The sequence below is a fragment of the Hymenobacter lapidiphilus genome, assembly GCF_003417065.2.
In the GTDB taxonomy this organism is placed as follows: domain Bacteria; phylum Bacteroidota; class Bacteroidia; order Cytophagales; family Hymenobacteraceae; genus Hymenobacter.
In genome coordinates, this window is record NZ_QVLT01000008.1 from 53,135 (window position 1) to 79,454 (window position 26,320).

At 60.5% G+C, this 26,320-nt stretch carries 22 protein-coding genes; 13 read left to right on the forward strand and 9 right to left on the reverse strand.

What is annotated here, in order from left to right; translation table 11 throughout:
* Positions 1-38 precede the first annotated feature (38 nt).
* A complete protein-coding gene (locus tag D0N36_RS06570) occupies positions 39-734 on the forward strand; it encodes a fatty acid desaturase (protein ID WP_116940701.1) in 696 nt (231 codons plus the stop codon).
* Here the strand turns inward: D0N36_RS06570 and D0N36_RS06575 are convergent.
* From D0N36_RS06575 to D0N36_RS06590, 4 genes are all read right to left on the reverse strand, one after another.
* On the reverse strand, positions 731-1,465 hold the full coding sequence (locus tag D0N36_RS06575) for a LytR/AlgR family response regulator transcription factor (protein ID WP_116940607.1): 735 nt from the start codon (positions 1,463-1,465) through the stop codon (positions 731-733). The two genes, D0N36_RS06570 and D0N36_RS06575, sit on opposite strands and share 4 nt — an antisense overlap.
* 346 nt (positions 1,466-1,811) lie before the next feature.
* Complete coding sequence (locus tag D0N36_RS06580) at positions 1,812-2,180, reverse strand: heavy-metal-associated domain-containing protein (RefSeq protein WP_116940608.1); 369 nt, start codon at positions 2,178-2,180, stop codon at positions 1,812-1,814.
* 70 nt (positions 2,181-2,250) lie between these two features.
* Positions 2,251-4,503, reverse strand: a complete 2,253-nt coding sequence (locus D0N36_RS06585; RefSeq protein WP_116940609.1) for a TonB-dependent receptor — start codon at positions 4,501-4,503, stop codon at positions 2,251-2,253.
* 93 nt (positions 4,504-4,596) lie between these two features.
* Positions 4,597-5,037 (reverse strand): HYC_CC_PP family protein, encoded by a 441-nt coding sequence (locus tag D0N36_RS06590; RefSeq protein ID WP_147320773.1) that lies wholly within the window; start codon positions 5,035-5,037, stop codon positions 4,597-4,599.
* Positions 5,038-5,232: 195 nt separating this feature from the next.
* Here D0N36_RS06590 and rsmH point away from each other — a divergent pair, with 195 nt between their 5' ends.
* The 12 genes from rsmH to ftsZ all read left to right on the forward strand — a co-directional run bounded on the left by rsmH (position 5,233) and on the right by ftsZ (position 21,627).
* Positions 5,233-6,162 carry a 16S rRNA (cytosine(1402)-N(4))-methyltransferase RsmH gene (rsmH, locus tag D0N36_RS06595; protein ID WP_116940702.1) on the forward strand — a complete coding sequence of 310 codons (930 nt, stop codon included), beginning with the start codon at positions 5,233-5,235 and terminating at the stop codon, positions 6,160-6,162.
* A gap of 4 nt (positions 6,163-6,166) precedes the next feature.
* Positions 6,167-6,895 (forward strand): FtsL-like putative cell division protein, encoded by a 729-nt coding sequence (locus D0N36_RS06600; protein ID WP_190242553.1) that lies wholly within the window; start codon positions 6,167-6,169, stop codon positions 6,893-6,895.
* Complete coding sequence (locus D0N36_RS06605; protein ID WP_116940611.1) at positions 6,892-9,057, forward strand: penicillin-binding protein; 2,166 nt, start codon at positions 6,892-6,894, stop codon at positions 9,055-9,057. The genes D0N36_RS06600 and D0N36_RS06605 overlap by 4 nt, the downstream gene beginning before the upstream one ends.
* Positions 9,058-9,144: 87 nt before the next feature.
* The gene (locus tag D0N36_RS06610; RefSeq protein ID WP_190242554.1) at positions 9,145-10,611 is read left to right on the forward strand and encodes a UDP-N-acetylmuramoyl-L-alanyl-D-glutamate--2,6-diaminopimelate ligase; all 1,467 of its coding nucleotides are present in this window, start codon (positions 9,145-9,147) and stop codon (positions 10,609-10,611) included.
* Between the two features lie 220 nt (positions 10,612-10,831).
* Positions 10,832-12,052: a phospho-N-acetylmuramoyl-pentapeptide-transferase gene (gene mraY / locus D0N36_RS06615; protein WP_116940612.1), complete on the forward strand. Its 1,221-nt coding sequence runs from the start codon at positions 10,832-10,834 to the stop codon at positions 12,050-12,052.
* Positions 12,053-12,144: 92 nt separating this feature from the next.
* A complete protein-coding gene (murD, locus tag D0N36_RS06620; RefSeq protein ID WP_116940613.1) occupies positions 12,145-13,509 on the forward strand; it encodes a UDP-N-acetylmuramoyl-L-alanine--D-glutamate ligase in 1,365 nt (454 codons plus the stop codon).
* A gap of 216 nt (positions 13,510-13,725) precedes the next feature.
* Positions 13,726-14,898 (forward strand): FtsW/RodA/SpoVE family cell cycle protein, encoded by a 1,173-nt coding sequence (locus D0N36_RS06625; protein ID WP_116940614.1) that lies wholly within the window; start codon positions 13,726-13,728, stop codon positions 14,896-14,898.
* Between the two features lie 83 nt (positions 14,899-14,981).
* Positions 14,982-16,076, forward strand: a complete 1,095-nt coding sequence (gene murG, locus D0N36_RS06630; protein ID WP_116940615.1) for an undecaprenyldiphospho-muramoylpentapeptide beta-N-acetylglucosaminyltransferase — start codon at positions 14,982-14,984, stop codon at positions 16,074-16,076.
* A gap of 126 nt (positions 16,077-16,202) precedes the next feature.
* Positions 16,203-17,717: a UDP-N-acetylmuramate--L-alanine ligase gene (locus tag D0N36_RS06635; protein WP_116940616.1), complete on the forward strand. Its 1,515-nt coding sequence runs from the start codon at positions 16,203-16,205 to the stop codon at positions 17,715-17,717.
* Positions 17,718-17,814: 97 nt separating this feature from the next.
* Complete coding sequence (locus D0N36_RS06640; RefSeq protein ID WP_116940617.1) at positions 17,815-18,573, forward strand: cell division protein FtsQ/DivIB; 759 nt, start codon at positions 17,815-17,817, stop codon at positions 18,571-18,573.
* A gap of 84 nt (positions 18,574-18,657) precedes the next feature.
* Positions 18,658-20,037, forward strand: coding sequence for a cell division protein FtsA (gene ftsA / locus D0N36_RS06645; RefSeq protein ID WP_116940618.1), 1,380 nt, complete (start codon positions 18,658-18,660; stop codon positions 20,035-20,037).
* A gap of 105 nt (positions 20,038-20,142) precedes the next feature.
* Entirely contained in the window at positions 20,143-21,627 is a 1,485-nt protein-coding gene (gene ftsZ / locus D0N36_RS06650) for a cell division protein FtsZ (protein WP_116940619.1), read from the forward strand.
* Between the two features lie 74 nt (positions 21,628-21,701).
* On the opposite strand, the gene D0N36_RS06655 is transcribed toward ftsZ, so the two are convergent.
* From D0N36_RS06655 to D0N36_RS06675, 5 genes are all read right to left on the reverse strand, one after another.
* Entirely contained in the window at positions 21,702-21,866 is a 165-nt protein-coding gene (locus D0N36_RS06655) for a hypothetical protein (RefSeq protein ID WP_190242555.1), read from the reverse strand.
* A gap of 130 nt (positions 21,867-21,996) precedes the next feature.
* On the reverse strand, positions 21,997-22,524 hold the full coding sequence (locus D0N36_RS06660) for an NADPH-dependent FMN reductase (protein ID WP_116940620.1): 528 nt from the start codon (positions 22,522-22,524) through the stop codon (positions 21,997-21,999).
* A 119-nt stretch (positions 22,525-22,643) separates the two neighbouring features.
* Positions 22,644-23,399, reverse strand: a complete 756-nt coding sequence (locus tag D0N36_RS06665) for a succinate dehydrogenase/fumarate reductase iron-sulfur subunit (RefSeq protein ID WP_116940704.1) — start codon at positions 23,397-23,399, stop codon at positions 22,644-22,646.
* A gap of 132 nt (positions 23,400-23,531) precedes the next feature.
* Positions 23,532-25,466 (reverse strand): fumarate reductase/succinate dehydrogenase flavoprotein subunit, encoded by a 1,935-nt coding sequence (locus tag D0N36_RS06670; RefSeq protein WP_116940621.1) that lies wholly within the window; start codon positions 25,464-25,466, stop codon positions 23,532-23,534.
* Between the two features lie 26 nt (positions 25,467-25,492).
* Positions 25,493-26,263 (reverse strand): succinate dehydrogenase cytochrome b subunit, encoded by a 771-nt coding sequence (locus D0N36_RS06675; protein ID WP_116940622.1) that lies wholly within the window; start codon positions 26,261-26,263, stop codon positions 25,493-25,495.
* Positions 26,264-26,320 lie beyond the last annotated feature (57 nt).

Below are 26,320 nucleotides of genomic sequence, written 5' to 3' on the forward strand. Positions count from 1 at the left end.
CTGCTGCCGCCGGCCTGCGCACTGCCCGGCCGGGACGGGTGCGGCCGGCACCATTAGAAGGGCGAGGCGTATTGGCAGCGGGGCTGGTTCTGGTCTGCTGGGCCGGGCTGCTTTCGTTTTTGCTGGCTTTTTACCAGCCCGATTGGCGGACGCCCTGGCCCTACCTGCTGGCCTTGCTGCAAACTCACCTCTACACTGGCCTCTTTATTACCGCCCACGATGCCATGCATGGCGTGGTGAGCACCAACAAACGCCTGAATAATGCCATTGGTACACTGGCGGCGGGGCTTTTCGCTTTCAACTGGTTTCCGGGCATGCTGGCCAAGCACCACGCCCACCACCGCCACGTAGCCACCGAGCACGACCCCGACTTTCACAACGGCCGCCACCCAGGCTTTCTGCCCTGGTTTGTGCGCTTCGCTTGGAACTATGTAACGGTGTGGCAGGTGCTGCTGATGGCTGCCGCCTACAATGTGCTTAAGCTGTTTTTCCCGCAGGCCAACGTTATTGCCTTCTGGATGCTGCCGGCCGTGCTGGGCACCTTTCAGCTGTTTTATTTCGGTACCTACCTGCCACACCGGGGCGAGCATCAGGCTGATAATGCGCACAAATCGCGCAGCCAGTTCCGCCACCACGCCTGGGCCTTTGTTAGCTGCTACTTTTTCGGCTACCACTACGAGCACCACGACCAGCCCTACCTTCCTTGGTGGCGGTTGTGGAGAGCGAAAGGTTAAGTACGCTTTATGAGCGTGGTGTTCACAATCTGCTCGGTTACCCGCTCGCGGTAGGTCTGGCCCAGCGGCAGAGCGTGGCCGGCCACTCTCACTTCCAGCGAGTTCATCGAATCGATGCGGGCAGCGTTGACGAGGTAGGAGCGGTGGGTGCGCACGAACAGGCCGGCCGGCAGCTGGTGCTCCAGGTTTTTGAGGTTTACCAGCGTTAAGTGCGAGCGGCCGTCGGCGGTGTTTATTTTGGTGAAATCCTTTAGCGCTTCAATGAAGAGCACCTCACGGTAGTGCAGGCGCACAAACTGAGCATCGGTGCGGATAAAGAACGAGCCCCAGCCCGGAGCCGCATCGGGCTGGGGCTCTGCCGGGTTGGTTTGCACCCGTAGCAGGCTCGCTACTTTGTTTACGGCCTTCAGAAACCGTTCGAGCGAAATAGGCTTGAGCAGAAAGTCGATGACATCCAGATTGAAGCCCTCCATCGCGTACTGCGGATGCGCCGTCATGAGCACGACCAACGGCGGATGGTGCAACGACTTTACCAGGTCGATGCCGCTGAGGTGGGGCATGGTAACGTCGGAGAACAGCACCTGCACCGGATTCTCCAGCAGGTAGCGGTGGGCTTCGAGTGGGTCGGTGAAGGCGGCCTTTACCTCCAGCACGTTGGTCATGGCTGCGTAGGCCTGAAGCAGTTCCAGCACCAGCAGGTCATCGTCGAGGAGCAGGCAGGATATCTTCATAAACAATAAGCAGGAAAGCAGTTTGGGTACCGATGCAAGCCGCCCTATATGCGGAGTAGTAGTCGGTAATATAGGTGGATTAAATCAGACTATTTTTATAAATGTGTTGAAATTTATCTGTTCGTCGGACATATAGACCCGTTGGCATACTATTTAATCTGGTTGCTATACTATTCCAAACACAGACACATAAGCCATTACGCTTATGCAAGAGGGCCGGCGGTAAGCAGCAACCCAGTTTGGGTATACCACTTACCGCCGGCCCTCCGGTAGTATTAGCCATGAGCAACAAGTTGCCACATAGCGGCGATACTCAGCCAGCTACCAGCTGGCTGAGTATCGCTAATTAATGAACATCGTTGGTCTTCTTGCAGCACTCCGGCAGCCGCTCATATGCTTTGTCGTCGGCCTGCTGGTCGTTGGCATCATAGCCGGTTTTCTGCACGGCCGAGGTAAGCGCGGCGGCGTTGGTTTTATCAGGACGGAAAGTGACGGTCAGCATCTGGCTGGGCACGTCGAGCGTGGCCTGCTGGACGCCTTTTTCGTAGGCCATGGCCTTTTCAAGGCGGGCTTTGCACATGTCGCACACGGCCGAAGTTTTGAGCTGCAGTGTTGCGGTGGCCGGACCTTTGGCCTTGCTCTTGGTGGTTTGGGCAAAAGCGCCGCTCGAAATCAAGAGCAGGCACGACAGCAGGAAGGAGGGGAAGAATTTCATAGTAGCAAAACAGTTTTACAAGTGAGAAAGGTGCGTTTTCAGATTAAAAAAGGCTGCCAGCCTAGAGCAGCTAGGGTAGCGTGAAGCGCATGCCCAGATAGCTCATGCGCCCGTATACCGGGCCCCATACCATGGCCGCATCGAAAGTCGGGCCAAAAGGCGCGGCGGCTCCCTGAATGGGGTTGCGCTGGCGGTAATTGGTCAGGTTCTCGACGCCGGCATACACTTCCCAGCGCTTGAAAGCGCGCGTAATTTGCGTGTTGAGCAGGGCGTAGCGGGGGCTGAAAACCGGGCCCTCCGGCTCGGCGGTACCGGGCTCGGGAGCCAGCGGGCGTTGGCCGTAACCCTGCACCGTCAGGTCGGCACGCCACTTGTCGAAGGCCGTGGCGTAGGCCAGGTTGAGGAACAGGCGGTGGCGGGGTACCAGCACCCGCGGCAGCAGCTGGCCATTGTAATCGGTCTGCACATCGAGGTACTTATAGGCCGCTTTGGCCTCCAAGCCCTTCACGGGTTCCACCTGCACTTCGGCCAAAAAGCTGCGCGAGTAGCTGCGCCCGCCCGGTGCCAGGTTGCCAATCAGCAGCCGGTCGGGGGCAGTGTAGGAGTCAACCACCACCTGGTTCTGAAACTCGGTGTGGTAGTAATCGGCCACCAGCGTGCCCTGCCGGCCGAAGGCATTGAAGTACTGAGTGGCCGAGCCGCCCACGCTCCAGGCCTTTTCGGGCTGCAGACCGGGGCTGATAACGAACTCGCGGGAGCTAACGAACATGCCCGAATTCTCGGCCAGTGGGTTGGCCACCCGCAGGCCCTTGCCGGCCGCAAAGCGGAGCACCGTATTCTTGGCCGGGTCGTACTTCACGTTCAGGCGGGGCGTAAGCAGCCAGCCGTACAGGTTGTGCCGGTCGAGGCGCAGGCCCCCGACCACCGTCAGGTTGCTGGCATTCTGGTAGGTGTACTCGCCAAACGCGCCCGGCACCTGCTCGCGGCGGTTGCGCGCCAGCAGTGCCGTGCTGGTTGTGCTCGGGTTGTAGGTTTCGCGGTAGTCATCGTACTGGAAGCTCAGGCCGGTGCGGTAGGTGTGGGCCGTGGTACCGATGATGCTCTGAAACAGTAGCGTAGCCAGGCCCGTGCGCTGGTTGCCGTCGTAGTCGCGGCGGCCGTAGCGGGAGGTGAAATCGTGGTCGGTGCCGCTCAGCAGCAGCCCCAGGCTCTGGTAGGGGCGGCCGGCCCAGGCGTAGCTGGCTTTGGCGTAGCCGGTGTAGCGGTTGGTTTCCTGCGTGATGCCGTAGTAGGAGCCGGGCGTGTTTTCGCGGAAGTCCAGCTGCCCGCCCTGGCGGGTTTCGCGAAGCGCCCCCAGACCGGCCTCAAGCACCACGCCGTCGCCCGAGTTGTACTTCCACTTATTGAACGCGTTGAACTGGGTGGCCCGGGGCAAATCCAAAAAGCCGTCGTCGTTGCGGTCGATGCGGCCGCCCATATGGTCGGTGTGCAGCAGCAGGGCCGTACTAAGCTTGGGCGTGAGCCGGGTGGCCAGGTTCAGGTTCAGGTCGAATTTGCCCATGTCGTTGACGTAGGCGTTGAAGTGCAGGCGGTCGGTTTTAGCGGGGTCCTTGAGGTGAATGTTCACCTGGCCGGCAATGCTTTCGTAGCCGTTTACCACCGAGCCCATGCCCTTAATAATGTCGATGCTTTCAATCCAGGGGCCGGCGAGGTAGCCCAGGCGGTATGGCGTGGCCAGCCCGCGTAGGGCCGGCAGGTTTTCCAGCGTCAGCAGCGTGTAGGCTCCATCGAGGCCCAACAGCTGAATCTGCTTGGCGCCCGAGGTCGCGTCGGTGGTCGATACTTCGACCGAGGCATTGGTTTCGAAGCTCTCGGCCAAGTTGCAGCAGGCCGATTTGGTGAGGTCGCGACTGGTGATGACCTGGGTGTTGGTAGGCGTGAGGCCCGAGTAAGCGAGGGCGCGGGCTTCTACCTTCACCTCGCCTAGCTCGGCAGAGCGGCGCAGCGGCACGCGCAGGTAGCGTGTGCCCTCGGCCCGCACGGTATCGGCCAGGTAACCCAGAAAGTTGATGATGAGCCGGTTGTCGGTGCCAGCGGGGCGCACCAGCGAGAAGGCGCCCTGGGCGTCGGTGGTGGCGGCCCCGGCGGGGTTGCTCAGCCAGCGGACGACTGCGCCGGGCACGGGCGAGTTGTTGGTGGCGTCGAGCACCTGCCCACGTACTGGGGCCACAGAAGGGTCGGGCGTTTGGGCCTGCGCGGCAGTGGCGGCCAGCACGAGGCCGGCTACCGCCAGCGCCCGGCTGTACCGGATAGAGGAATGCATAAGAAGCAGATGTTTAGCGTTTTCCGAGGTAAGCACCGGCCCAATCGGGCCTGGCGAAGCGGGCTGCCCAAACGGCAGCCTCCGGAAAAAACACTAAACGACCAATACGCCCACCCGCGTGAGCAGCGCCCGCCCGCCCAGCGGCGGCGACGAATCGGCCGCGTACCAGCGCGGGGCCGGCTGATGCAGGCTGGCAGCCTTAAAGGCCGGGAACGGGGCAGCGGGCCAGGCCGGCAGCAAAGCCGGCACCGATACTTTCGCCCAGTTCAACTGAGCCGAAGCGGCATCGAGCTTGTGAAAATCAGCCCCAAACTCGCAGCACGACTTCAACAGGTGGCCTGCTTCGGCCTCGTGGGGCTCAGCGGCTACTTGAACTGGCGCACAGCCGTGGCTGGCCGGCTGGAAAATAACGTCGGTGCTGCTTTGGCCGCTTTGCAGGCACAGATGCTGCTGCACCGCCAGGCCCACCGAGGAGGTGAGCACCAACAGGGCCAGCCAGACACTGAAGAGCCGATGGAGCAGTGGACGTTTCATAAGCAGCAGCCACAAAGATACGGAATACCACGCGGGGGCTGCGTGCGGAATTGCGAGGGGCGTGTTCAGTATTAGGGGTTTTAGAAAGCTGTGCCCCAAGAAAAACCGGTTTGCAGCCCTGGGCCGTTGGCGTTGCCCTTTGGATGCGTACTTTTGATTTTCGCCGATTTCAACGCGGAACCCGAATTACCTGCCGTGAACGACTACGCCAACGATACCGCCTACCACCGCCCGGTGATGCTGCGCGAGTGCCTCGAAGCCCTCGATCTGCAGCCCGGGGGCCGCTACGTGGACGTTACTTTCGGCGGCGGCGGCCACTCGGCCCGCATGCTGGAGCGCCTGCAAAGCCCCGGCCACCTCTACAGCTTCGACCAGGATGCCGACGCCGAGGCCGAGGCCGCCCAGCTGGCACGCCCCGAGTTCACGTTCATCCGCGCCAACTTCCGCCACCTGTTTCAGGAGCTCAACCAGCGCGGGGTACTGCCCGTCGATGGCCTGCTGGCCGATTTGGGCGTGTCGTCGCACCAGTTCGATACGCCGGAGCGCGGCTTCAGCACCCGTTTCGACGGGCCGCTGGATATGCGCATGGACCCCGACGGCCCCGACGCCTCGGCCGCCGACCTCATCAACGAGTACTCGGAGGCTGAGCTGCACCGTATTTTTGGCATGTATGGCGAGGTAACTAATGCCCGCACGCTGGCCGCCACGGTGGTTTCGGCGCGGCGCGGGCAGTCCATTACCACTATTTCGGCCCTCAAGAAAGCCATTGCGCCCTGCACGCCGCGGGGCAAGGAGAACAAGTACCTGGCCCAGGTTTTCCAGGCCCTGCGCATCGAGGCCAACGACGAAATGGCCGCTTTGCGCGAGATGCTCGAACAAACCACTCAGGTGCTGCGCCCCGGCGGCCGGCTGGTGGTCATGAGCTACCACTCGCTCGAAGACCGGCTGGTGAAGAACTTTCTGGCTAAGGGTAAATTCTTCGGCGAAGCCGATAAGGATTTGTTTGGCCGTACCGATTTGCCCTTCGAAGTCGTTACCCGCAAGCCCATGGAGGCCACGGCCGAAGAAATTGCCCTCAACAGTCGCGCCCGTTCGGCGAAGCTGCGCATCGCAATCAAAAAGTAAGAAGATGTCCGCCAATACCGTTCGTCCTGCTACCAATCCGCCTCGCACCAACGCGCCCCGCGCCGTGGAGCCAGCGCCGGTGCGCCCGCCGGCAGTGGCCGAGCCGGAGCCGGAAGCGGCCCCCGAGCGGGCACCCCGACCAGTGCGGGCGGCCCGGCCGGTGGCCCCGAAGCGGAGCACGTGGAGCGTGTTTACGCTGCTGGAGCGGGCCACGCCCATGGACGGGCTGTTTCGGGAGGGCCTGCCGGTGCGGCTGCTGCCGCATCTGCTGTTCATCATGTTTCTGGTGCTGCTCTACATCGGCAACACGCACTACGCCACCCGTATGAACCGCAGCATTCAGAAGCTCAAGACTGAAACTGAGGACCTGCGGGCCGACTACACCACGCTCAAATCGGACTACATGGAGGCCAGCAAGCAGAGCGAAGTGGCCCGGCGCGTGGCCGCTTACGGGCTGGCCGAAAGCTCCTCGCCGCCTTTCCGCATTGCCGTGCCCGCCGGGGGCCTCGATGAGGCCAAGCTGGACATGATGCCCGGGCTTACGGCCGACTCGGTGGCCGCCATGACTGCCCGCGCCCGCGTTGACTCGTTGCGCCGGGTAGTGGGCCCGGCCCTGGGCATCGACTCAGTGGTGGAAGTGGGCGCGCCGCCCGTTCCTATCGGCACCGACCTCAACGGCGAGCCAGCTCCGGCCGCCGCTTCATCCAACCGAGCTACAACCCGCCGTCGATGAAAGGAAACGTTAAAAAAAGCATTGTTACCCGCGTACGGCTGGCCTTCCTGGGGGTCTGCCTGTTTTCGGCGGCCATTGTGTGGCGCATCACCCATATTCAGTTTACCGAAGGAGCCAAGTGGAGCGCCCTGGAGCAGGAACGGCGCGTTATCTACCAGCCGGTATTTGCCACCCGCGGCAATATATACTCTGATAATGAGAGTATTATGGCTACCTCGCTGCCCTTTTACCGGGTGGCCTGGGACCCTAGCGTGGTAAACGATGCGCTGTTCAACCAGAAGGTGGACTCGCTGGCCGGGCTGCTGGCTGGCTTTTTTGGCGACCGAAGCAAGCAGGAATATTTCCGCAAGCTCAAGAACGCCCACGACCCCAAAAAGGGCGTGCGCTATATCCGCCTCAACTCGCGGCAAATCAATTATCAGGAGAAAAAGGAGCTGACTTCGTGGCCCATCTTCCGGGAGGGTAAAAACCGGGGCGGGGTTATTTTCGAGAAGATTGATAAGCGCTTCCGGCCCTTTGGCGGGTTGGCCCAGCGCACAATTGGCTTCGTAAACGAAGACAAGAATGGGGCGGGCCTGGAATTCACCTTCAACCGCCACCTGGCCGGCCGCGACGGTGAGGCCCTGTTCGAGCGCCTGCCGGGCGGCAATAAGCCCATCTACGACGGTACCGAGGTGAAGCCCCAGCCGGGCTACGACGTGAAGACGACGCTCGATATCAACCTCCAGGACATGGCCGAAAGTGCCCTCTACAAGTCGCTGGTGCAGAACAACGCCCAGTATGGCACTGTCATTCTGATGGAAGTGGCCACCGGCCACATCAAAGCCGTAGCCAACCTGGGCCGGGTCGCCGACGGCGTGTACCGCGAAAACTACAACTACGCCATTGCCGACCAGGGCCGCACCGAGCCGGGCTCGACCTTCAAGCTGGCCTCGATGATGGCCGTATTTGAGGAAAACCCTGATTTGCAGCTTAACGACACGATTGACACCGGCCGCTCGGGGGCCATGCGCATCGGCGGGGCCGTGAAGACCGACTCGCACCCTTATGGCCGGATTTCCATCCAGCAGGTGTTCGAGAAATCGTCGAACATCGGCGTAGCGCTGCTCACCGACCGCACCTTTAATAAGAACCCCGAGAAGTACACCGACCACCTGAAAAGCTACGGACTCGATAAGCCGCTGGGCTTCCAGATGGCTGGCGAGGCACGGCCCTACATTAAGGACCCCAACGACCGGAGCTGGAGCCGCACGTCGCTGAGTACCATGAGCATCGGCTACGAGCTGAAGCTGGCTCCGCTCCAGACGCTGGCCTTTTACAACGCCGTGGCCAATAATGGGGTGAAGATGCAGCCCATGATTGTAAGCGAAATCAAGCAGGCCGATAAGGTGATTGAGCGGTTTGAGCCGGTGGTACTCAACCCCAAAATCTGCTCCGAGGAAACCTTGCAGAAAGTGCGCACGATGATGGAAGGCGTGGTAGAGCACGGCACGGCCCGCGGCATCCGCACCAGCGACTACCTGATTGCGGGCAAAACCGGTACGGCCTGGAAGTTCAAAAATGGTGCTTACACCCGCACCTATTCCACCAGCTTCTGCGGCTACTTCCCGGCCGACAAGCCCAAGTACAGCTGCATTGTAGTAGTCGATTCGCCCAAAAACGGCCGTATTTACGGTGGCGACGTGGCCGCACCGGTGTTTCGCGAGCTGGCCGACAAGGCTATGGCCCGCGACGCGGCCTCGGAGCGGCCGCTGCTGGCCCGCGCCCCGGTGCGTCGCTCGCCCGTGCCGCTGGTGAAGGCTGGCCTGCAGGACGAGCTGACGATGATGTTCAGCCAGCTGGGGGTGCGCCACCAGGCCACGGCCCCCACCGAAGACTGGGTGCGCACCGCCCGCCCCGACTCGCAGGCCGCCGACGTGCAGCTGCTGCCACTGCCGCTGCGCCCCGGCCGCGTGCCCAACGTGGAGGGCCTGACGCTGCGCGACGCGCTGTTTCTGCTCGAAAACCGCGGCTTGCGGGTACGCACCAGCGGCTCGGGCCGGGTAACCAGCCAGTCGGTAGCCGCCGGCACGCCCGCTAAGCGCGGTACTACAGTAGTGTTGCAGTTGGAGCCGATTGGTATGCTGCCGCCGCCGCTGGCAGTGGTTACTACTGTGCCTTAATAATTGAACTGAGAAATGGCGTAGAGACGCAAAATATTGCGTCTCTGCACCGTTCAATAGTACTGCGAAACACTGCGAGAAATCAACTTGAAAAACCTGCAACTCCTCACCCAGAGCGTAACCGTGCTCGACCAGCGCGGGCCGACGGACGCTCCCGTTACCGCCCTCACGCTTGATTCGCGCCAGGCGGGGCCGGGAACCGTGTTTTTTGCCCTGCGCGGCACGGCTGCCGACGGCCACCAGTTTATCCAGAAAGCAGTAGAAAGGGGCGCGACCGTGGTAGTGTGCGAGGAGCTGCCGGCCGAGCTGAACCCGGCCACCAGCTACGTGCAAGTGGCCGATTCGGCGGAGGCCATGGCCCTGATGGCGGCCGAGTTTTACGGGCATCCGTCGCGGCAGCTGCAGCTGGTGGGCATTACGGGCACCAACGGTAAAACCACCTGCGCCACCATGCTGCACAAGCTGTTCCGCGAGCTAGGCTACCACTGCGGGCTGCTGAGCACGGTGCAGAACCAGATAAACGAGCAGGTGATTCCGAGCACCCACACCACGCCCGACGCCATCCGCCTGAACGAGCTGCTGGCCCAGATGCTGCGCGCCGGCTGCACCCACGTATTTATAGAAGTCAGCTCGCACGCCGTGGTCCAGCACCGCGTTACGGGCCTGCACTTCGCGGGCGGCGTGTTCACCAACCTCAGCCACGACCACCTCGACTACCACGGTACCTTCGACGCGTATCTGAAGGCCAAAAAGGGCTTTTTCGATATGCTGCCGAAGTCGGGCTTTGCCCTGAGCAACGCCGACGACAAGCGCGGGGCCGTGATGCTGCAGAACGTGGCCGGGCGCCGCGAGCTGTACTCGTTGCGCGGCCACGGTGAGTTTCGGGCGCGGCTGCTGGAAAACGCGGTGCACGGCCTCCACCTTGAAATTGAGGGCCGGGAGGTGCAGTTCCGGCTCATCGGCGTGTTCAACGCCTACAACCTGCTAGCCATTTACGGTACGGCGGTGCTGCTGGGTGAGGACCCCACCGAAGTGCTGACGGTGCTGTCAGGCCTGACCTCGGCGCCCGGCCGCTTCGAGCCGGTGGTATCGGAGAAAGCGCGCATCACGGGTATCGTAGATTACGCCCACACGCCCGACGCGCTGGAAAACGTGCTCCAGACCTTGGCCGACATCCGCCAGCCCAGCCAGCAGATTATTACGATAGTGGGCTGCGGCGGCAACCGCGACGGAGCCAAGCGCCCCGAAATGGCCCGCCTCGCCGCCGTGCTGTCCGACCGCGCCGTGCTGACCTCCGACAACCCGCGCTTCGAAGACCCCAACGATATTCTCGCCCAGATGCAGACCGGCGTACCGGCCGCCGCGCTGGGTAAAGTCCTCACCATTGCCGACCGGCGCGAAGCCATCAAAACCGCCGTAGCCCTGGCCCAGCCCGGCGACATCGTGCTGGTAGCCGGCAAAGGCCACGAAACCTACCAGGAAATCAAAGGCATCAAAAACGACTTCGACGATAAGCAGGTGCTGATAGAGCTGTTCGCGCTGCTGGGGAAGTGAGTTTGGTAGTTGAGAAAGAACGTCATGCAGAGCGCAGCGAAGCATCTCGCGTGCTGACGTTGAGTTACCATTCCAACGTCAGCACGCGAGATGCTTCGCTGCGCTCTGCATGACAGGTTCTATTTCACCCTTCATCCTCCAAAAACTCCCCACTTACTATTAATCACTAACCACTAAAATCTACCTTTGCGCTTCAACCCGCCCGCCGACCACCGCGCCCATGCTGTACTACCTGTTCAATTACCTTTATAAGGTACACCACATTCCGGGCACCGGCGTGATGCAGTACAGCTCGTTTCGGGCGGCGCTGGCCATCGTTTCGTCGCTGATTATTGCGCAGTACTTCGGCGCGCCGCTGATTCGGCTGCTGCAGCGCCAGCAGATTGGCGAAACCATTCGCGACCTGGGTCTGCAGGGGCAGGCCGAGAAAAAGGGCACCCCCACCATGGGCGGCCTCATTATTCTGCTGGCCATTCTGGTGCCGGTGCTGCTGTTTGCCAAGCTCGACAATATCTACATCATCCTCATGCTGCTCAGCACCGTTTGGCTGGGGTTGATTGGCTTCGTCGACGACTATATTAAGGTGGTGAAGAAGGACAAGGAGGGGCTGGCCGGGCGCTTCAAGATTCTGGGCCAGGTGGGCCTGGGCCTCACGGTGGGCTGGGTGCTATTCTTCAGCAACGACGTAACCGTGCGCCAGTATGTGCTGGCCGACGGTTCATTTTCGGCCGTAGATGCCAGCACAGTGTACCAGGACGTGAAGCTGATGATTACCACGGTGCCGTTCATCAAGAACAACGAGCTTAACTATGGCGACCTGTTTGCCACGGCCGGCGACTTTTTCAACGAGTACTACGCCTTCTTCTACATTCCCATCGTCATCCTCATCATCACCGCCGTCAGCAATGGGGCCAACCTCACCGACGGCCTCGACGGGCTGGCGGCGGGCACCTCGGCCATTATTGGTACCACGCTGGCCGTTTTTGCCTTCGTGAGCGGCAACGCCCTGCTGGCCGACTACCTCGATGTCATGTTCATTCCGAATTCGGGCGAGCTGGTCATCTTCTGTGCCGCTTTCGTGGGGGCTTGCGTGGGCTTTCTGTGGTACAATAGCTACCCGGCCCAGGTGTTTATGGGCGACACCGGCTCGCTGGCCATCGGCGGTATCATTGCCGTGCTGGCCCTCATCGTGCGTAAGGAGCTGCTGATTCCGGTACTCTGCGGGGTGTTTCTGATTGAAAGCCTCTCGGTGATGGCGCAGGTGAGCTACTTCAAATACACCCGTCGCAAATACGGCGAGGGCCGGCGGCTGCTCCGTATGTCGCCCTTGCACCACCACTACCAGAAGCTTGGTTATCACGAGTCCAAAATAGTGTCGCGCTTCTGGATTGTGAGCATCATGCTGGCCGTATTGACTTTGGTTACCTTGAAGCTCCGCTAACAATTTTTCACGCAGGGTCTCGCAGTGGCTGACGCAGTGTCGCGCAGTGAACGACCACCGCGAGATCCTGCGTGAACCCCAAAAGAACAACTATGCACTACGTAATTCTGGGAGCCGGCGAGAGTGGGGTAGGGGCGGCGCTGCTGGCCCAGGCCAAGGGCCACACCGTTTTCGTGTCCGACCAAAGCCCTATTCAGCCCAAATACCAGGCGAAGCTGCGCAACGCCAATATCCGGTTCGAGGAAGGCGGGCACACGCTGGCCGAAATCCTGACGGCCGATGAGGTGGTGAAAAGCCCTGGCATCCCGGAAAAAGCGGCCGTTATTCAGGAGCTGCGCAAAAAGGGTACGCCTATTATTTCCGAAATTGAGCTGGCCGGGCGCTACACCCGGGCCCGGTGCATCGCCATTACGGGCACCAACGGCAAAACCACCACCACGCTGCTCACCTACCACTTGCTGAAGGAAAGCGGCCTGAACGTGGGGCTGGCCGGTAACGTAGGCTACTCGCTGGCCGAGCAGGTTATTGCCGATGCGCACGACTACTACGTGCTGGAATTGAGCTCTTTCCAGCTCGATGATACCTACGACTTTCAGCCCTGGGTGGCGGTGCTGCTCAACATCACCCCCGACCACCTCGACCGCTACGACTACTCGCTCGAACAGTACGCCAAGGCCAAGCTGCGCATCACCCAAAACCAGGACAGCAGCAATTTCTTCATCTACAACGCCGACGACGAAACCATCCAGCGCTACTACCCCGGCGCGCTGCGGCCGGTGCGCCAGCTGCCCTTCAGCCTGCACCACCGCCCCGATTTCCACCTGGCCGGCTACTACACCGAAGAAGACGAGGTACGCGTGGATTTGCTGCCCGGTTTCTATAGCAAAACTGAGGCAATCAGCACCGCTGCGTCGCCGCTCATCGGCCAGCACAACCGCCAGAACGCGCTGGCCGCCATTCTGTGCGCCCGCCTGGCCGGCCTGGAAGCCCCGCAGATTGAGGCCGCTCTGGCCTCGTTCCGCAACGCTGACCACCGCCTGCAGTTGGTGGGTGAGCACAACGGCGTGCGCTTCATCAACGACAGCAAGGCCACCAACGTGGAGGCTGCCTGGTACGCCCTCGACGGCATCAGGGTCCCGATTGTGTGGATTGCGGGCGGCACTGACAAGGGCAACGACTACAGCAGTCTGCAGCCGCTGGCCGAAAGCCGCGTAAAAGCGCTAATTTGCCTGGGGCTCGACAACGAAAAGCTCCGCGCCAGCTTCGGCAGCGTGGTGCCGCACCTCGAAGAAACCCAAAGCATGGCCGCCGCCGTGCAGCGGGCCGCCGCCCTCGCCGCCCCCGGCGACGTGGTGCTGCTCTCGCCCGCCTGCGCGTCGTTCGACCTGTTTCAGAACTACGAGGACCGCGGACGGCAGTTTGCTGCCGCCGTGGCCGCGCTGGAGGCTGAAGTGTAGATGTCGTAAAAGAACGTCGTGCTTCATCTGGCGTCCGCTTGCCGAAGCAGTTCTACCGCTTCGTTGCAGTAGTAATCCAACGGCATATTTACCGGTGCGGTAGAGATGCTTCGACTACAACTTGCGCCTTCGCAGACGACAGATGCAGCATGACACGTTCGTGTTCCTATTCGAACATAAAAAATTAGTGCAATCACCTCTAATCAACAAAAATTAGTGATTAATAACTGGCTTCGGAAAAACCTCAAGGGCGACCCTATTCTGTGGGGTATCGTGCTGCTGTTTTCGCTGATTTCCATTGCCGTGGTGTATTCGGCGACGGGCACGCTGGCCTACAAGAGCCGCGGCGGCAACACCGAGTACTTCCTCTTCAAGCACACCAGCCTGATTTTTGTGGGCCTGCTGTTTATGTGGCTGGCACACCGCATCGACTACCGCCACTACTCGCGCCTCTCGCTGTATGCGCTGCTGGCCTCGGTGCCGCTGCTCATCTTCACCTTCGTGATGGGCTCGACGCTCAACGAGGCCTCGCGCTGGCTCACCATCCCGGTCATCAACCAGACCTTCCAGCCCTCCGACCTGGCCAAGCTGGCCCTCATTACGCACCTGGCCTCCATGCTCAGCCGCCGCCAGCAAAACGTGGGCGACTTCAAAACCACGCTGCTGCCGGTAATGCTGTGGGTGGGCGTCATCTGTGGGCTTATTATTCTGTCGAATGCCTCCACAGCGCTGCTGCTGTTCGCCACCTGCCTGCTGCTGATGTTTATTGGGCGCGTGCCACTCAAGCAGATGGCTGTGATGGTAGTGATTGGCGTTGTGATTGGCGGCGTGGGCCTGGTGGCGGGGCAGCGCTGGAAAACGGTGCAGTCGCGCATTGAGAGCTTCACCGACAAGAGCAAGCCGGTGCCGTTTCAGCTGGAGCACGCCTACATTGCCGAGGCCACCGGCGGCCTGTTCGGCAAGGGGCCCGGCAAAAGCACCGAGCGCAACATCATGCCCCACCCATATTCCGACTTCATCTACGCCATCATTATCGAAGAATACGGCCTGTTTGGGGGCGTAATAGTGCTGTTCCTATATCTGGCCTTTCTCTATCGAGGGCTGAAAACGGTGATGAATAGTTACGGGGCCTTCGGGGGGCTGCTTTCAGCGGGCCTTACCTTTAGCTTGGTCCTGCAGGCGATGGTGAACATGGGCGTGGCCGTGGGCCTGGGCCCGATTACCGGCCTGCCGCTGCCGCTACTGAGCATGGGCGGTACCTCGCTTATCTTCACTGGCATCAGCATTGGCATTATTCTGGCCGTCAGCCGGGGCGAGCGGGAAATCCGCCCCATGACCGACCAGCCCGCCGATACGGCCCGCATCCCGAAAGTATCGGTCAGCTATTAGCCGATAATTATGAGCTGTTAGCTCTCGTCCATAATGCAGTTGGCGGTCAAAAGCTAACAGCTCTCAGCTAAAAGCTCAAAACCATGAAACTCATCATCAGCGGCGGCGGCACCGGGGGGCACATTTTTCCGGCCGTGGCCATTGCCAACGAAGTGCGCCGCCGGTTTCCCGCCGCTGAAATTCTGTTTGTGGGCGCCAATGGGCGCATGGAGATGACGCGGGTGCCCGAGGCCGGCTACGAAATTATCGGCCTCGATATTGCCGGCCTGCAGCGCAGCCTGACACCCAAAAACCTGCTGTTCCCGATTAAGGTAATGCGGGCCGTGCGCAAGGCGGGCAAAATCATCGAGAAATTCCGGCCCGATGCCGTAGTGGGCGTAGGCGGCTACGCCTCGGCCCCGGTGCTGCTGGCGGCCACCTCGCGAGGCATTCCGGCCCTTATTCAGGAGCAGAACTCCTACGCCGGCCTTGTAAACAAGCTGCTGGCCAAGCGGGTGCAGCGCATCTGCGTGGCTTACGAGGGCATGGACAAGTTCTTCCCCAACGACCGGCTGACGCTGACCGGCAACCCCGTCCGCACCGAAATTACCGCCGGCCAGCGCGCCGAAGCCCTGGCTTTCTTCGGGGTCGATGCCGCCCGTCCGGTGCTGCTCGTTATCGGGGGCAGCTTGGGGGCGCGCACGCTCAACCAGGCCACCGCCGCTGCCCTGTCCCGTCTGCAGGAGGCCGGCGTACAGCTGCTCTGGCAAACCGGTAAGCTCTACTTCCCCGAAGCCGAAAAGCAGGCCGCACCGTTTGCCGCCGCCGGTTTGCAGGCCCTGGAATTCATCCGTCGCATGGACCTGGCCTACGCCGCCGCCGACGTAGTGGTGAGCCGGGCCGGAGCCCTGTCGGTGTCGGAGCTGTGCCTGACGGGCAAGCCCAGCATCCTGGTGCCCTCGCCCAATGTGGCCGAAGACCACCAGACCAAGAACGCCCTGGCCCTCACTACCAAGGATGCGGCCCTGCTCGTGCGCGACGCCGATGCCGCCGCCACGCTCTACGACGAAGCGTTGGCGCTGCTCCGGAACCCAACGCGACAGCAGCAGCTGGCCACCAATATCCGGCAGCTGGCCCGCCCCCAGGCCACGGCCACGATTGTGGATGAACTGCTGAAACTGATTCCGAACGCGGGGTGAGAAATACGGCCGTAGGGGTGGGGCTTGCCCCCACCCGCCGTTAAACGACTGTTCCACCTGTACCCAACGGCGGGCGGGGGCAAGCCCCGCCCCTACGGCCACCATCCAAGCTCTTCACCCCTTAAAATGAAATCCAACGTCTTCTTCCTTGGTATCGGTGGCATCGGCATGTCGGCGCTGGCACGCTGGTTCCGGGCCAACGGGCACGTGGTAAGCGGCTACGACAAAACCCGCACGCCCCTGACCGATGCCCTGACGGCCGAGGGTATCACGATTCACTATGACGACGCGGTGGAAAGTATTCCGGTGGCCGTGCGCGAAAACCCCGCCGACACGCTGGTCGTGCTCACGCCTGCCATTCCGAAGGACCATCGCGAATGGGCCTGGCTGCGTGAATGGGGCTACGACATCCGCAAGCGCAGCCAGGTGCTGGGCGTGCTCACCGCCGGCCGGCCCACCATTGCGGTGGCCGGCACCCACGGCAAAACCACCACCAGCAGCATGGTGGCGCACCTGCTGCATCATGCCGGTGTGCCGTGCGCCGCGTTTCTGGGTGGTATCAGCGTAAACCTAGGCTCGAACCTGCTGCTGCCGGAATCAATTAAAAATTTGAGTGTAGAAAGTGATAATCAGGCGGCAGAAACGAGTAATGAAACAGCAACTGAAAATATTCCCGTCGTAGTTGAAGCGGATGAGTATGACCGGAGCTTTCTGACGCTGTTTCCAACGGTGGCCATCGTGACGAGTACCGATGCCGACCACCTCGATATTTACGGGGATGCCGAAACGCTGCTGGAGTCGTTCCGGCAGTTTGTGGGGCAGATTCAGCCGGGCGGCACGCTAATCATCAACCACACCGCCGATGCCAGCGTGGCCGCCGCCGCGCCGGCCGGGGTGCGGGTGCTGCGCTACGGCCTCTCGCCCGAACAGGGGCCGGAGCTGTATGCCACCAATATTACCGCCGAGGGTCACTTGTTCCGCTTCGATATGCATGGGCCAACCGGGCCGGCCACGTTGAACGAGCCAGAGCGGACGAAGCTAACAGCTAAAATAGAAGGGCTGGAGTTGGCCGTGCCGGGTTTTCATAACGTGGAGAACATGCTGGCCGCCGCCTGCGTGGCCCGCCTATATGGCCTCAGCGACGAGCAGCTGCGCGCCGCCGTGGCCGCTTACCGGGGCGTAAAGCGCCGTTTTGAGTTCATCGTGACGGCCGGCACGCCTGAGCAACCCAAGGTGTACGTGGACGATTACGCCCACCATCCGCGCGAAATCGAGGCCTTTCTGCAGTCGTTGCGGGCCCTGTATCCGGGGCGGCGGCTGCGGGTGGTTTTTCAGCCCCACCTCTACAGCCGCACCCGCGATTTTGCCCCCGGATTCGCTGAGAGTCTGAGCCTTGCCGACGAAGTGGTGCTACTCGACATCTACCCGGCCCGCGAGCAGCCGCTGCCGGGCGTCACGTCGGAGTTGATATTGTCCCAAATCACGGCGCCGGTAAAATCTCTCCAAACCAAGGCCGAAATTTTGCAGAATGCCGAAACCAATCCGAATTTTGACGTATTAGCCACCGTAGGCGCCGGCGACATCGACCAGTTAGTGCCTCAATTAAAGAATATTTTGAATATTCGCTGGCTGAATGGCTGAGCTGCCCGGCCGGCCGTGTGCTGGCAACCAGGAACCGCTCCTATAGCAAGACCACCACGTCATTCATTTTTCTTTTGACCCCAGTACCAAACCTCGAATGAAGCGCGACGCCAAGAATCTGCTTATTGCCACCATATGCCTGCTACTGCTGCTGGGGCTGGGGGCATTTGCGGCCGTGCGGCAGGCCAACCGCAAGGTAGGGGGCGTCATTGTGTCGGTCAGCAACGAGTTCAACAACTTTTTCATCGGCCAGCGCGAAGTAACCGGCCTGCTGACCCGACAGGGCCGCGACCGGCTGGAGGGCTCCGCGCCCTCCGACATCGACCTGAAGGCCCTCGAAGCGCGCCTCAAGGCCCACAGCTTCGTGAAGGAGGCCCAGGTGTACCGCGACTTGGCCGGCAACCTGCACGCCGACGTGCGCCAGAGCCGCCCTATTGCCCGCCTCGTGCACGCCGACTCGCGTCAGGACAGCTACCTCGATGCCGACGGGCGCCGCCTGCCGCTTTCCTCGCTGTTCACGGCCCGGGTAGTGCCCATCTCGCGGACTGGCGGCGTACCGCTGGCCGCCTCCTTCTTTCAGGACAGCAGCGGCACACGTTACCTCAAGTTTCTGCGTTACATCGACGAAAAACCGTTCTGGCGCGCGCAGGTCGCCGAAATATTTGTGGCGCCTAATGGAAAGATTTCATTCACCCAACAGGTAGGTGACCAGCGGGTCGAATTTGGCTTTCCTGATAATATTTCTGAAAAATTCGCGAAACTGATGGTATTTTACCGTCAAATTCCGCCGGTGCTTGGCTGGGACACGTACCACCGCGTCAACGTCGAATTCAAGGATCAAATCATCTGCGAATAAAATTATCCGTCTAAAACGCTACCTTAAAGCGGATTAAACGCCCTTTCCCTGCCTGCACCTGCCAACCTCTCGCCCATCCTCCTCATGCAACACGATAAAATTGTAGTCGGCCTCGATATCGGTACCACCAAAATATGCGCCTTGGTGGGTCGCAAAAATGAATTTGGCAAGCTTGAAATTCTTGGTTTGGGCAAGGCCGTGTCGGAAGGCGTGGTGCGGGGAATTGTGTCGAATATCGACAAGACAGTAGACGCTATCAAGAAGGCCATCAAGCAGGCGGAGGAGCAGTCGGGCATCAACATCGGCGTGGTGAACGTGGGCATTGCGGGCCAGCACATCAAGAGCCTGCAGCACAACGGCAGCATCACGCGTGCCTCGGCCGAAACCGAAATAACCCAGGCCGACGTGGAGCGCCTCACCAGCGACATGTACCGCCTCGTGACGCCCCCCGGCTCCCAGATCATCCACGTAATGCCCCAGGACTACAAGGTGGATTACGAGGAGGGTATCTTGGACCCCGTGGGCATGTCGGGGGTGCGCTTGGAGGGCAATTTCCACATCATCACGGCGCAGAGCACGGCCATCAACAACGTGTATAAGTGCGTTACGAAGGCCGGGCTGGAGATTGACAACCTGATTCTGGAGCCGCTGGCTTCGAGCATGTCGGTGCTGAGCGATGAGGAGAAGGAGGCCGGCGTGGCCCTGGTTGACATTGGCGGCGGCACGACCGATCTGGCCATCTTCAAGGACGGCATCATCCGCCACGCGGCGGTGCTGCCCTTCGGCGGCAACATCATCACTACCGACATCAAGCAGGGCTGCCAAGTGATGCAGAACCAGGCCGAGCAGCTTAAGGTGAAGTTCGGCAAGGCTATTGCCGAGGAAGCCTCGGAGTACGAAATCGTGAGCATCCCGGGCCTGCGCGACCGGGCCCCGAAGGAAATCAGCCTGAAAAACCTGGCCTACATTATTGAGGCCCGGATGGAGGAAATCGTGGAGCTGGTGTACGCCGAGATTCAGCGCCTGGGCTTCCAGGACAAGCTGGCGGCCGGCATCGTGATGACCGGCGGCGGCTCGCAGCTCCAGAATCTGGTGCAGCTGGCTGAGTACGTTACCGGTCTCGATACGCGCATCGGCTACCCCAACGAGCACTTGGGCAAGAGCAAGATTGAAGCCGTGAAGTCGCCCATGTACGCCACCACGGTGGGCTTGGTGCTGGCCGGCTACCGTTCGCTCGACGACCGCCTGGCCCAGCGCGGCTACGAGGAGCCCGAGCAGGAGCAGAACTACTACGTGCCCACGCCCGAAGCGCGCCCCGCAGTGGCGGCGCAAACTCCGGGTACTCCGGCCGCTCCGGCAGCCGAGAAGGCTGCCAAAAAGCCGGGCGCCGGTGATTTTTTTCAACGGATTCTTAATCGCACGAAAGACCTGCTGATTAACGATTTCGACGACAAACAGTATTAATGTCAATTGAAAATTAAGAGTTAGAAGTTAGGAGTTGTTGTTCTGCCAAGACCGTCAATTTTTAATTTTTAATTTTTGGCTTTTAATTCCTAATTGACCCTACGCATGAATTATACCTTCGACATTCAGCCGCAATCGACCTCCATCATCAAAGTGATTGGTGTGGGGGGCGGCGGTTCCAATGCGGTCAAACACATGTATGCCCAGGGCATAAAAGACGTGGAGTTTGTTATCTGCAATACCGATAAGCAGGCTCTGGCATCGTCGCCCGTACCCAACCGCATGCAAATCGGCATCGACCTGACCGAAGGGCTGGGGGCGGGGGCGAACCCCGAGCGGGGCAAACAGGCTGCTATCGAGAGCCGTGAACAGATTCGGGAGCTGCTGAGCAATGGTACCCGCATGGTGTTCATTACGGCAGGCATGGGCGGTGGCACCGGTACCGGGGCCGCGCCGGTAATTGCCAAGGTGGCCAAGGAGCTGGGCATTCTGACAGTAGGTATCGTAACGGCCCCGTTTCTGTTTGAGGGCCGCAAGAAGCGCCAGCAGGCCGAGCAGGGCATTAAGGAGTTGAGCGAAGATTGCGACACGGTACTGGTAATTCTCAACGACAAGATCCGCGAGATGTACGGCAACCTGCCCCTGAGCGCGGCCTTCGCCAAGGCCGATACCGTGCTGACGACGGCGGCCAAGTCGATTGCCGAGATTATCACGGTGACTTCGGACGTGAACGTGGACTTCGAAGACGTGAAAACGGTGATGAAGGACTCGGGCGCGGCCGTAATGGGCAGCAGCGTAACGGAGGGCGAGAACCGCGCTGCCCGTGCCGCCGAAGAGGCCCTGGCTTCGCCGTTGCTCAACAACACCGACATCCACGGTGCCCAGCGCATCCTGCTCAGCATCATGTCGGGTGACCAGGCTGAGCTGGAGATGGACGAGCTGACCGAAATCACGGAGTACATCCAGGAGAAGGCCGGGCAGAACGCCGAGGTTATTTTCGGCCACGGCATCGACCCTTCGCTGGGCCAGAGTATCCGCGTAACCGTCATTGCCACCGGCTTCGCCCGCGACGCCCACAACATTACGGCCGTAGTGCCCCGCGACGATGCCCGCGCCGACCCCAAGACCGGGCCGGACCGGCAGGATGAGGAGCCTGCTGCGGCCGCGCCGTTTGTGCCTACGTTTGGCAGCCCCGCGCCCGTCGAGCCCCCGGTAGTAGTCCGCGACCTCGATACCACGCCCCCGCAGCACAGCACCGCGCCGGTTTCGGCGCCCTCTATGCCCGCGCCCGAGCCACAACTGCAGTACCAGTATCCGCCGCAGACGCCTGTGGCTACCCTGCAGCACAGCATACCCCGGCCCTCACTGGAAGCCCGGGCCGAAGACCGACGCCAGCGCCTGCAGGCTCTGAGCAACGGCCTGACCAATGACGCGCTGAAAGATCAGCTGGAAACCCCCGCGTACCTGCGCCGACAGGTGAAGCTGGAAAACGTGGTGCCTTCTTCGGAGCAGAACGTGAGCCGCTTTAACCTGTCTGACGATAACGAGCTGCTGGGTGATAACCGCTTCCTGCACGACAACGTGGATTAATCGGCAGACTTAGCAGCCTACAAAGCAAGAGGCCGCCCCGAGGAATTCGGGGTGCTCTCTTTGTAGGCTGGCTTCTATCGTAACGAATCTGTCCGCGTGGGCTGGGCCGAATCGGCCGGGAATTTGCCGGGGTGCATCATTTCGCGTTCGGGGGCAAGCTGGCTGTTTTTGCCCCGCCGGGGCGTGAGCGTACAGGCGCTCAGCAAGGCTAAACCAGAAAGCAACAGTATATATTTCATCGGCAGAATACAGTTGAACGAAACAGCGCTTACGCAGATAGCCGGCTTTCAGCCATCAGTTGGTTCGTCAACGGCATCGGCCCCGCCGTATTGTGCCTGCCTTGGCCGCTTTCTGCTACCGTCAGGTTGCCTAAAACTTCATTAAGTGCGTTATCTGCTCGCGCAGCAGCAGCTGGTAGAGGGGTTCCGTCAGTTGGCCGTCATCGTTCAGGTGCTTATCGATGAAGGGGAGGCGCACACGTTGGGGGAGTACAGCCGTTCCCAGATACATGAGTATATCGGTGAGGTGGTTGAGCGGTAGCAGGCCGCCCTGTCCGCCACTGCTTAGTCCTACCAGCGCCGCCTTTTTGTTGCTTAGCGCCGACGGATAGGGCAGACCATCGATAAAGGCCTTCAGCACACCCGGAAACGAGCAATTATATTCGGGAACAATAAACACCAGTTTGTCGGCGGCACTAGCCTGCTTAGCCAGGCGATTGAAGCCATCATGGCTGCCGGCATTATCATAGAGCGCCGAAAATGTGAAATCGGCTGGTAGCTCCAGCAAGTCCAGAATAGAGGCCTCGACCTCGTGCTCAGCCAGCAGGCGGGCGTACAAATCGGCTAGGCGGCGGGCGCGGGAATTGGGGCGGTTGGTGCCAACAACAATTGTGAGCATTCGATGAGTCAAAAATAAGGCGAAAGGCAAAGATAGCGGCCGTCTTTTGGCCACAAAAAAGGCGAAACGGGAGCCCGTTTCGCCTTTTCAGGGAATCCTGACAGGATAACCGCCGAAGCTTACGCCAGGTTATTAGAAGTAGCCTTGGCCGATAGGAATTCTTGGTTGAGAATGGCAATGTTTTCGAGCGAGATACCCACCGGGCACTCGGCGGCACAGGAGCCGATGTTGGTGCAGGCGCCGAAGCCTTCCAAATCCATCTGGGCAACCATGTTCTCAACACGAGTCTTGCGCTCCACATGGCCCTGGGGCAGCAGCGCGAGCTGGCTCACTTTTGCCGACACGAACAACATGGCCGAAGCGTTTTTGCAGGCTGCCACGCAGGCACCACAACCGATGCAGGTTGCAGCCTCAAAAGCGCGGTCAGCAATATCCTTCGGAATTGGGATTTCGTTGGCGTCGGGCGTACCACCAGTGTTGATGCTCACATAGCCCCCCGCCTGAATGATGCGGTCGAAGGCCGAGCGGTCTACACTCAGGTCTTTGTTGATGGGGAATGCCGCTGCGCGCCAGGGCTCGATGGTAATAGTGTCACCATCGGAGAACTTGCGCATGTGCAACTGGCAGGTGGTCGTACCTTGCTCAGGACCGTGGGCCCGGCCATTGATGAACAGGTTGCACGAGCCACAAATGCCCTCACGGCAGTCGTGGTCGAAGGCTACCGGCTCCTGGCCCTGGCGCAGCAGGTCCTCATTAAGCACATCGAGCATTTCCAGGAACGACATGTCGGGCGAGATGTCCTTTACCTTGTAATCGACGATGCCACCCTCGCTGACACGGTTTTTCTGCCGCCACACCTTCAGGGTGAGGTTCATTGGTTTGGCGTTGGGGTTACTTCCGGCCATTGTTTTATTTGCTTCAAGCTTTCAGCAACAAGCTGCAAGCTTTTCAATTAGAAATTAAGACTACCGAACTGACCTTGCAGCTTGCGGCTTATAGCTGGCAGCTTACTTGTAGCTGCGCTGGGTGAGTTTCACGTTTTCGAACGTCAACTCCTCCTTATTCAGCTTTTCGGGCTGGTTGTCGCCCATGTACTCCCAAGCGGCCACGTAGGCGTAGTCGTCGTCGTTACGCAGCGCCTCGCCCTCGGGGGTCTGGTACTCCTCGCGGAAGTGACCACCGCAGCTTTCGTTGCGGTCCAGCGCATCATCCACCATCAGCTCGCCCAACTCCAGGAAGTCGGCCACGCGGCCGGCCTTCTCCAGGGCCTGGTTCATTTCGGTTTCGGTACCGGCCAGCTTCAGGTCGCTCCAGAACTCCTGGCGCAACTTAGCAATTTCCTGCTTGGCGAAACGCAGGCCCTCGGCATTGCGCGACATGCCGCAGTACTCCCACATCAGGTTGCCGAGCTTCTTATGGAAGTCGTCGGGAGTGCGGGTACCGTTGATGGACATCATCTGCTGCACGCGGGCCTGCACAGCGGCCGTAGCCTCGGCAAAGGCGGGGTCTTCGGTCGTTACAGGCTTGGGCGGCGTAGATGCCAGGTAATCGCCAATAGTGTAGGGAATCACGAAATACCCGTCGGCTAGGCCCTGCATGAGGGCCGAAGCACCAAGGCGGTTGGCACCGTGGTCGGAGAAGTTGCACTCGCCGGTAGCGTAGAGGCCCTTCACCGTGGTCTGCAGGTTGTAGTCAACCCAGAGGCCACCCATAGTGTAGTGAACGGCCGGGTAAATGCGCATGGGCCGCTCGTAGGGGTTTTCGCCGGTGATTTTGGCGTACATATCGAACAGGTTGCCGTACTTCTGGCTCACTGCCTCGGCCGAGGTGCGCTTGATAACGTCCGCGAAGTCGAGGTACACGGCCAGGCCGGTTGAGCCTACGCCCTTGCCCTCGTCGCACATCTGCTTGGCATTGCGCGAAGCCACGTCGCGGGGCACCAGGTTACCGAAAGCCGGGTACTTGCGCTCCAGGAAGTAGTCACGGTCGTCCTCCTGAATATCGTTTACATCGATTTCGCCCTTGCGCAGACGCTCGGCCGTTTCCTTGGTAGCCGGTACCCATACGCGGCCGTCGTTACGCAACGACTCCGACATCAGCGTCAACTTCGACTGATAGTCGCCCGACACGGGAATGCAGGTGGGGTGAATCTGGGTGAAGCAGGGGTTGGCGAAGTACGCGCCCTTTTTGTGGGCCCGCCACGCGGCGGTGGCGTTGCAGTACATGGCGTTGGTGCTCAGGAAGAACACGTTGCCGTAGCCGCCAGTGGCCAATACTACCGCGTGGGCCGCGTGCTGTTCGATTTCGCCGGTGAGCAGATTGCGGGTGATGATGCCGCGGGCCTGCCCGTCCACCGTCACCAGGTCCAGCATTTCGGAGCGGGTGTACAGTTTCACCTTACCATAGGCAACCTGCCGCGAAAGGGCCGAGTAGGCACCCAGCAACAGCTGCTGACCGGTTTGGCCACGAGCGTAGAACGTACGGCTTACCTGGGCACCACCGAACGAGCGGTTAGCCAGCAGCCCACCGTATTCGCGGGCGAAGGGTACGCCCTGGGCCACACATTGGTCGATGATGTTGACCGATACCTGGGCCAGGCGGTACACGTTGGCCTCGCGGGAGCGGTAGTCGCCGCCCTTCACAGTATCGTAGAATAGGCGGTAGATGGAGTCGCCGTCGTTCTGGTAGTTCTTGGCGGCATTGATACCGCCCTGAGCCGCAATGGAGTGGGCCCGGCGGGGAGAATCGTGGTAGGTGAAAGCCTTCACGTTGTAGCCCAGCTCGGCCAGGGAGGCCGCGGCCGAAGCACCAGCCAAGCCGGTGCCCACTACGATGATGTCATACTTCCGCTTGTTGGAAGGGTTGACGAGCTTGACGTTGAACTTATGCTTCTCCCACTTCTCGGCTATCGGGCCTTCGGGAAGTTTGGAATCAAGTACCATAAAGGGCAGAATAAGAAGGTGGGAAATTAGCGCAATACGGCTGGTTCCTCGGTCAGCGACTGCTCAACGGTCTGGCCGGTGGCAGGGCGGGGCTGGTACTGATCATCGAAGAACATGACGATCGGAACAAGAGCAAACAGAACCGAAATCACTACTGAGAAAGCGTAACCCGTGTAGTAAACAGCAGGTGTGTATTTAGGATGCTTAAGGCCCAGCGTCTGGAAGCCGCTGCGGAAGCCGTGCCAGAGGTGGTAGCCGAGGGCAATCTGAGCAACTGCATAAAGGGCTACGTACCACGGAATTTTGAACGAGGCGGCGGCTACCGAATACAGGTCGCCGACCGGGTGGTCCATGTTGGGGACCTTCACCATTGCCAGGCCGCCAAAGGCGTCGAAGCGGGAGCGTACCCAGAAATTCATCAGGTGGATAATGAGGAAGATGAGCAGCAGCGTACCCAACAAGGCCATGTTGCGCGAAGACCATTGCGAGTTCTGCTCGGAATGATTGACCACGTAACCCTGGGCACCGCGGGCCTTTTTGTTGTGGTAAGCCAAGGCCAAGCCCTGGTAGATGTGCACGGCAAAGCCCAACATGAGCACGATTTCCATGAACCGGATAACGGGGTTGGTGCCCATGAACTCGGCCCAGAAATTGAAGCTGGCCCCACCATCGTGGCGTAGTAGCTGCAGGTTAATCAGAAGATGCACCACCAGAAACGAGCACAGAAACAAACCTGTGGTGGCCATAACAATTTTGCGGCCGATGCTGCTGGTGAGGGTTTTGGAAATCCAACTCATAGAGAGCTACTAAGTAGGGGTGGGGAAGTCGATTATAACGGTCAAAGTTAAGTGCCC

Excerpts from the sequence above, each read along its gene's own strand:
- D0N36_RS06575 (WP_116940607.1), bottom strand. The coding sequence starts at position 1,465 with ATGAAGATATCCTGCCTGCTCCTCGACGATGACCTGCTGGTGCTGGAA.
- D0N36_RS06580 (WP_116940608.1), bottom strand. The coding sequence starts at position 2,180 with ATGAAATTCTTCCCCTCCTTCCTGCTGTCGTGCCTGCTCTTGATTTCG.
- D0N36_RS06585 (WP_116940609.1), bottom strand. The coding sequence starts at position 4,503 with ATGCATTCCTCTATCCGGTACAGCCGGGCGCTGGCGGTAGCCGGCCTC.
- D0N36_RS06590 (WP_147320773.1), bottom strand. The coding sequence starts at position 5,037 with ATGAAACGTCCACTGCTCCATCGGCTCTTCAGTGTCTGGCTGGCCCTG.
- D0N36_RS06600 (WP_190242553.1), top strand. The coding sequence starts at position 6,167 with ATGTCCGCCAATACCGTTCGTCCTGCTACCAATCCGCCTCGCACCAAC.
- D0N36_RS06605 (WP_116940611.1), top strand. The coding sequence starts at position 6,892 with ATGAAAGGAAACGTTAAAAAAAGCATTGTTACCCGCGTACGGCTGGCC.
- mraY (WP_116940612.1), top strand. The coding sequence starts at position 10,832 with ATGCTGTACTACCTGTTCAATTACCTTTATAAGGTACACCACATTCCG.
- murD (WP_116940613.1), top strand. The coding sequence starts at position 12,145 with ATGCACTACGTAATTCTGGGAGCCGGCGAGAGTGGGGTAGGGGCGGCG.
- murG (WP_116940615.1), top strand. The coding sequence starts at position 14,982 with ATGAAACTCATCATCAGCGGCGGCGGCACCGGGGGGCACATTTTTCCG.
- D0N36_RS06635 (WP_116940616.1), top strand. The coding sequence starts at position 16,203 with ATGAAATCCAACGTCTTCTTCCTTGGTATCGGTGGCATCGGCATGTCG.
- D0N36_RS06640 (WP_116940617.1), top strand. The coding sequence starts at position 17,815 with ATGAAGCGCGACGCCAAGAATCTGCTTATTGCCACCATATGCCTGCTA.
- ftsA (WP_116940618.1), top strand. The coding sequence starts at position 18,658 with ATGCAACACGATAAAATTGTAGTCGGCCTCGATATCGGTACCACCAAA.
- ftsZ (WP_116940619.1), top strand. The coding sequence starts at position 20,143 with ATGAATTATACCTTCGACATTCAGCCGCAATCGACCTCCATCATCAAA.
- D0N36_RS06655 (WP_190242555.1), bottom strand. The coding sequence starts at position 21,866 with ATGAAATATATACTGTTGCTTTCTGGTTTAGCCTTGCTGAGCGCCTGT.
- D0N36_RS06660 (WP_116940620.1), bottom strand. The coding sequence starts at position 22,524 with ATGCTCACAATTGTTGTTGGCACCAACCGCCCCAATTCCCGCGCCCGC.
- D0N36_RS06665 (WP_116940704.1), bottom strand. The coding sequence starts at position 23,399 with ATGAACCTCACCCTGAAGGTGTGGCGGCAGAAAAACCGTGTCAGCGAG.
- D0N36_RS06670 (WP_116940621.1), bottom strand. The coding sequence starts at position 25,466 with ATGGTACTTGATTCCAAACTTCCCGAAGGCCCGATAGCCGAGAAGTGG.
- D0N36_RS06675 (WP_116940622.1), bottom strand. The coding sequence starts at position 26,263 with ATGAGTTGGATTTCCAAAACCCTCACCAGCAGCATCGGCCGCAAAATT.